This is a genomic window from Streptococcus sp. k-628 (assembly GCF_013277475.1).
Classification (GTDB): Bacteria; Bacillota; Bacilli; order Lactobacillales; family Streptococcaceae; genus Streptococcus.
This window is the reverse complement of sequence record NZ_VMMZ01000063.1, coordinates 1-6,637: the sequence shown is the minus strand read 5'-3', so window position 1 is coordinate 6,637 and position 6,637 is coordinate 1. Positions and strand designations below refer to the sequence as shown.

The following is a 6,637-nucleotide window of genomic DNA, read 5'->3' as shown; positions in this document are numbered from 1 at the left end:
GATGAAACTGACGAAGTCAATAACCATATATACGGCAAGGCGAAGCTGACGTGGTTTGAAGAGATTTTCGAAGAATATGACCAGCTTGCGAGCTGGTCTTTGTGCTCTTTTCACAGTCTCATCAACCAGTTAATCGATTGTTCTATTTTTTACCCCAAAACCTTGGAAAAGGCTTTCTTTTGTGATATACTTCACATATAAAAACAAGAGAGCTCGTCACACTCGACTCTGTTGAAACAAAATCAATCCAGTCCCGTTGTCCCTGTTCTCGGTCAATATAAAGGAGGATAGCTATGAAAGCTGTTGTTGTAAATCCAGAAAGCACTGGTGTTGCTGTTGAAGAAAAAGTACTCCGTCCACTTGAAACTGGGGAAGCACTTGTAGAAATTGAATACTGCGGTGTTTGCCACACCGATCTCCACGTTGCTCATGGTGACTTTGGTCAAGTACCAGGACGTGTTCTTGGCCACGAAGGTGTTGGTATCGTTAAAGAAATTGCCCCAGATGTGAAAAGCCTTAAAGTCGGTGACCGCGTCAGCGTTGCTTGGTTCTTTGAAGGATGTGGCACTTGCGAATACTGTACAACTGGTCGCGAAACCCTTTGCCGTACAGTAAAAAATGCTGGTTACTCAGTAGATGGTGGTATGGCTGAACAATGTATCGTAACTGCAGACTATGCTGTCAAAGTTCCTGACGGACTTGATCCAGCCCAAGCCTCTTCTATCACATGTGCTGGTGTAACAACCTATAAAGCTATTAAAGAGGCCAAAGTTGAACCAGGTCAATGGGTTGTTCTTTACGGTGCTGGTGGACTTGGTAACCTAGCTGTTCAATACGCTAAAAAAGTATTCAATGCTCATGTCATCGCAGTTGATATCAATAACGACAAACTTGCCCTTGCAAAAGAAGTAGGCGCTGACATTGTGATTAACGGCCTCGAAGTTGAAGATGTACCTGGACTCATCAAGGAAAAAACTGATGGTGGAGCTCATTCAGCTGTCGTAACTGCTGTGTCTAAAGTTGCCTTCAACCAGGCTGTTGACTCAGTTCGTGCCGGTGGTCGCGTCGTCGCTGTTGGTCTTCCTTCTGAAATGATGGAACTAAGTATCGTAAAAACCGTTCTAGATGGAATCCAAGTCATCGGTTCTCTTGTAGGAACTCGTAAAGATTTGGAAGAAGCCTTCCAATTCGGTGCAGAAGGTTTGGTAGTTCCAGTTGTTCAAAAACGTCCAATAGAAGATGCCGTAGCCATTTTCGACGAAATGGAAAAAGGTCAAATCCAAGGACGTATGGTACTCGACTTCACCCACTAATCTAATAAAAACCTATTTTAAAAGTTGGAATGCGCTTCCAACTTTTTTATATTAAATTTTTAAATAAGGATTCAAAAAAACTTCTCCAAAACTCAATATATCAATATTTTCAGATGTAATCTTTTTAATTATTTTATGATAAATAGTTGCTTTTTATATGAAAACGGTTTATACTTAAAAAGTCTTAAAGTTTTCTTAAACGAAAACTAAAACAAAAAAGGAGGAATGACAATAATGAGTATCGGAATCATTATTGCGAGCCACGGTGAATTTGCTGCGGGTATTCATCAGTCAGGATCTATGATCTTTGGTGAACAAGAAAAGGTTCAAGTTGTAACCTTTATGCCAAACGAAGGTCCTGATGATCTATACGCTAAGTTTAATAACGCTGTTGCTGCATTTGACGCAGAAGATGAGGTTCTAGTTTTGGCTGACCTTTGGAGTGGATCTCCATTCAACCAAGCTAGTCGCGTGATGGGAGAAAATCCTGAACGTAAGTTTGCCATCATCACAGGACTTAATTTACCGATGTTGATTCAAGCCTATACAGAGCGCCTCATGGACGCTGCTGCAGGTGTAGAAAAAGTCGCTGCGAATATTATCAAAGAAGCCAAAGATGGCATCAAAGCTCTTCCAGAAGAGCTAAACCCAGTTGAGGAAGTAGCAAGCGCTGCAGCTGCTCCAGTTGCCCAAGCTGCTATTCCAGAAGGAACTGTCATCGGAGACGGTAAACTCAAAATCAACCTTGCCCGTCTAGACACTCGTTTACTTCACGGTCAGGTTGCAACTGCTTGGACTCCAGATTCAAAAGCAGACCGTATCATCGTTGCTTCAGATAACGTAGCTAAAGACGAATTACGTAAAGAATTGATTAAACAAGCAGCTCCAGGTAAAGTGAAAGCAAACGTTGTTCCTATCCAAAAACTAATCGACGTTGCAAAAGATCCTCGCTTCGGAGAAACACATGCCCTTATCTTGTTTGAAACACCTCAAGATGCCCTTCGTGCTATCGAAGGTGGCGTGCCAATCAAAACTCTTAATGTTGGATCAATGGCTCACTCAACTGGTAAAACAATGGTTAACAACGTTTTGTCTATGGATAAAGAAGACGTTGCTACATTTGAAAAAATGCGTGACCTCGATGTTGAATTTGACGTACGTAAAGTACCAAACGACACCAAAAAAGATTTGTTTGACTTGATCAATAAAGCAAACGTACAATAATCGATTTTATGAAAGGATTTTAAAGATGTCTATTATTTCTATGGTTTTAGTAGTCGTTGTAGCCTTCCTAGCAGGTCTTGAAGGTATCCTCGACCAGTTCCAATTCCATCAACCACTTGTAGCTTGTACTCTTATTGGGCTTGTAACAGGTCACTTAGAAGCAGGTATTATACTTGGTGGTTCTCTTCAAATGATTGCCCTTGGTTGGGCTAACATCGGAGCTGCCGTAGCTCCTGACGCTGCTCTTGCTTCTGTTGCTGCTGCCATTATCATGGTTCTTGGTGGCGACTTTACTAAGACAGGTATCGGTGTTGCCCAAGCGGTTGCTATCCCTCTTGCCGTTGCTGGTCTATTCTTAACTATGATCGTCCGTACACTCTCTGTCGGATTGGTTCACACTGCTGATGCTTCTGCTAAAAAAGGTGACTTTAAAGCAGTTGAACGCGCTCACTTTATCGCACTTCTTCTTCAAGGTCTTCGTATTGCAGTCCCTGCAGCACTCCTTCTAATGGTACCAACTGAAACCGTACAAAGTATTCTAAATGCTATGCCTGATTGGCTCAAAGATGGTATGGCTATCGGTGGTGGTATGGTTGTTGCCGTTGGTTACGCCATGGTTATCAACATGATGGCAACTCGTGAAGTATGGCCATTCTTCGCTATCGGTTTCGTGCTTGCTGCCGTATCAGATATTACTCTAATCGGATTTGGTGCTATCGGTGTTGCTATCGCTCTTATCTACCTTCACCTTTCTAAAACTGGTGGAAATGGTGGCGGAGGAGCCGCAACTTCTAACGACCCAATCGGCGATATCCTAGAAGATTACTAAGATAAGAAAGGACTGAAAACATCATGACTGAAAAACTTCAATTAACTAAATCAGATCGTAAAAAAGTTTGGTGGCGTTCAACTTTCTTACAAGGTTCTTGGAACTATGAACGTATGCAAAACTTGGGTTGGGCTTACTCATTAATTCCAGCTCTTAAAAAACTCTACACTAAAAAAGAAGATCAAATCGCTGCTCTTGAACGCCATCTTGAGTTCTTCAACACTCACCCATACGTAGCCGCTCCAATCATGGGGGTTACTCTTGCACTTGAAGAAGAACGTGCTAACGGTGTTGAGATCGATGATGCTGCTATCCAAGGGGTTAAAATCGGTATGATGGGACCTCTTGCTGGTATCGGTGACCCAGTATTCTGGTTTACAGTACGCCCAATCCTTGGATCACTCGGTGCTTCACTTGCCCTTACTGGTAATATCTTAGGTCCACTCCTCTTCTTTGTTGCATGGAACTTGATTCGTATGTCATTCTTGTGGTATACACAAGAGATTGGATACAAGGCTGGATCAGAAATCACTAAAGATATGTCTGGCGGTATCCTTCAAGACATCACTAAAGGTGCTTCTATCCTTGGTATGTTCATTCTTGCTGTCCTTGTTCAACGTTGGGTAAATATTAAATTTGCTTTCGATGTTGCCAAAGTTCAACTAGATGAAAAAGCTTATATCCATTGGGATAAATTGCCAGAAGGATCTAAAGGTATCCAAGAAGCATTCTCACAAGTAGGACAAGGATTGTCTCAAACACCTGAAAAAGTTACTACTTTCCAACAAAACTTGGATATGTTGATCCCTGGACTATCAGGACTACTCCTTACTTTACTTTGCATGTACTTGCTTAAGAAAAAAGTATCTCCAATCACTATTATCCTTGCCCTCTTCGCAGTGGGTATTGTGGCACATGTTCTTCACATCATGTAATCAAGCAACTTAAAAGGAACCAGGTTCTAAAATCTGATTCCTTTTTTCTATGCTTTTATTCAGCCAAGGCTCCCATTGGATCCCATGGTGCAAGTACAATTGGTTCTGCTCCATAGGCAGCTTGTTCTTCTGCTGTCAGCAATTCCTTACGGACAACGATTTGGTAAGTGTATTCGTCCATCCAAGCGTCTGAGGCAACAAAGTAACCATCGGTACCCACCTTGTCTCCCCATGAGTTTTCAACCTTCCACTTGGTTGATTTGCCATTTTCGTCCAAATCAACACCTGTCAAGACCATGGCGTGGGTCATCAAGCTTTCGCTATAGTCCAAACGTCCAGCCTTGTCTTGAGTAAGTTTAATGTCCATGCTTGATTCAAAGTCATAAACATCTGTCGCAAGGATTCCAGCCTTACGGTTGCTGAGCTGGCCGACATCAGAACCAAACCAAACAGTCTCACCTGCTTGCATTTGGGCAATCGCCAATTCTTTCAAGCGCTCCATTGGAACATTGATGTAACGAACTGCACGGCTACCAACCACATTCCCCAACATCTCAACTGTGTAAGATTTTCCGTAAGGTTTATCAGCAGTTGGAGCATTGATAACAGAAACGTAGTCTTCTAGTGGAAGATTAACATATTTCTTGTAAAATTCTTGTGGTGTAATGCCCTTTTCGCTTTGGTAGTTGTTGTCTTTATCGCGATAAGCAAAGTCAAATTTTCGTGGTGGAAGCCCCAATGACATAGCAAGGAAATTAAAGATTTCTTGCAAGAGGTCTTCTTTCTTAGCTTGAACAGTCGCTTGGTCTGCGCCAGAAGCAAGCAAGTCACGCAAGATTTGAGCATCTTGGCGAAGCAATTTGTTAAGGATTGCATTTAGCTCACGGCTGCTACTAGATGAAACAGACTCAGGGTAAACTGACTTAGGCACGACACCGTATTTCTCAAAGAGAGAAACGACCATATCCCATTGACCGCCATCTTGTTGTGGTGTTTGGAGTAAGAAGCTAACCTTGCGACTAGTCAATTCTTGGTCTGAAGTCGCAATGACTTGCTCCAAGAACCAGTTTGATTTCTCATACTTGTCCCAGAAGAATGTGTGGGCCTGTGACAACTCAAAATTTTCCAGTTTGTATTGTGAGATGAGCTTGTGGCGGAAGGTGTTGAGAGCTGCAAACATCCAGCAACGACCAGACGCTTTCTGGTTGGTTACCTTGTCCTTGGTCAAATCCAATGAGAAAACAGGTGTATTATCTACATGGCTCTGACGACGTTCTAAGGCTGCAAAAATTCCGTTGTGGCTAGCAGCATTTTCAATCGCTTGGTATTTTACATTTGCTTCATAATTGGCAAATAGTTTATCAGTAAATGATTCTTGAATCGCGTTCATAGATTCCTCCTTTTATTCTACAGTCTATTATAACTCTTTTCACAAAGGAAGCAACTGAAAAACATAAAAGGCAAGGATATTCTTCCTCACCTTTTCAAATATAAATCAAATTAAGCAATATTCGCAAGGAGAGCTTCTAATTCCTCCTCGGTCAAGCGACGCCATTCCCCTCTTTCTAAGTTCTCATCCAATACCAACGTTCCCATAGTCAAACGTTGCAGGTCTACTACTTCCTTGCCACAGTAGACCACCATACGCTTGACCTGATGAAACTTCCCTTCTGCAATGGTCACATGGATTTGGCTCTGATTCTTTTCTGCATCTGTGGAAAGAATCTCCAGTCTAGCGGGCTGACAGGTAAAGTCTTTGAGCGGAATGCCCTTGGCAAATGTCTCTACGTCTTCTTGGGCCATAATTCCCTTGATCTGAGCCAGATATGTCTTGTCCACATGACGCTTAGGTGAAAGAAGAGCATGAGCCAGCTGACCATCATTGGTCAAGAGCAAAAGACCATGCGTGTCAATATCCAAGCGCCCTACTGGGAAAACTTCCTTGCTCCGAGCAATATCATCCAGCAAATCCAACACCGTTCTGTGCTTGGAATCCTCAGTCGCTGAAATAACTCCTTGGGGCTTGTTCATCATGTAGTAGACAAATTCTTCATACTCCAGCACCTGCTCGTCAAAGCGAATCTCATCTCTTTCTTCATCAATCTGCAATTTAGCTGACTTTTCTTTTTTACCATTTACCGTCACGCGCCCAGCCTTGAGCAAGTTTTTGACCTCAGTCCGACTTCCCACAGCGCAGGCAACTAAAAATTTATCTAATCTCATAGAACTATTATATCATACTCAAAAGGAGGCTGGTACAATGACCAACCTCCTTTTCGTTTCATACTCTTCAAAAATCTCTTCAAACCGCGTCAACTTCATCTGCAACCTCAAAA

Annotated in this window: 6 protein-coding genes and 1 pseudogene; 5 read left to right on the top strand and 2 right to left on the bottom strand. The window is 42.4% G+C overall.

The window, feature by feature from the left end; translation table 11 throughout:
- The 5 genes and pseudogenes from HT730_RS10365 to HT730_RS07740 form a co-directional block, all read left to right on the top strand.
- Positions 1-201, top strand: a pseudogene (locus tag HT730_RS10365) (hypothetical protein); the annotation flags it as partial.
- A 92-nt stretch (positions 202-293) separates the two neighbouring features.
- A complete protein-coding gene (gene adhP / locus HT730_RS07755; RefSeq protein ID WP_000649185.1) occupies positions 294-1,313 on the top strand; it encodes an alcohol dehydrogenase AdhP in 1,020 nt (339 codons plus the stop codon).
- A gap of 234 nt (positions 1,314-1,547) precedes the next feature.
- Positions 1,548-2,537, top strand: coding sequence for a PTS sugar transporter subunit IIB (locus tag HT730_RS07750; RefSeq protein WP_173307263.1), 990 nt, complete (start codon positions 1,548-1,550; stop codon positions 2,535-2,537).
- Positions 2,538-2,562: 25 nt separating this feature from the next.
- Positions 2,563-3,366: a PTS mannose/fructose/sorbose transporter subunit IIC gene (locus HT730_RS07745; protein ID WP_173274991.1), complete on the top strand. Its 804-nt coding sequence runs from the start codon at positions 2,563-2,565 to the stop codon at positions 3,364-3,366.
- Positions 3,367-3,389: 23 nt separating this feature from the next.
- Positions 3,390-4,301 carry a PTS system mannose/fructose/sorbose family transporter subunit IID gene (locus HT730_RS07740; RefSeq protein ID WP_173274990.1) on the top strand — a complete coding sequence of 304 codons (912 nt, stop codon included), beginning with the start codon at positions 3,390-3,392 and terminating at the stop codon, positions 4,299-4,301.
- 55 nt (positions 4,302-4,356) lie between these two features.
- Here HT730_RS07740 and pepC read toward each other — a convergent pair whose 3' ends face one another.
- A complete protein-coding gene (gene pepC / locus HT730_RS07735) occupies positions 4,357-5,691 on the bottom strand; it encodes an aminopeptidase C (RefSeq protein ID WP_173307262.1) in 1,335 nt (444 codons plus the stop codon).
- 110 nt (positions 5,692-5,801) lie between these two features.
- Positions 5,802-6,524 carry a pseudouridine synthase gene (locus tag HT730_RS07730; protein WP_173274988.1) on the bottom strand — a complete coding sequence of 241 codons (723 nt, stop codon included), beginning with the start codon at positions 6,522-6,524 and terminating at the stop codon, positions 5,802-5,804.
- Positions 6,525-6,637 lie beyond the last annotated feature (113 nt).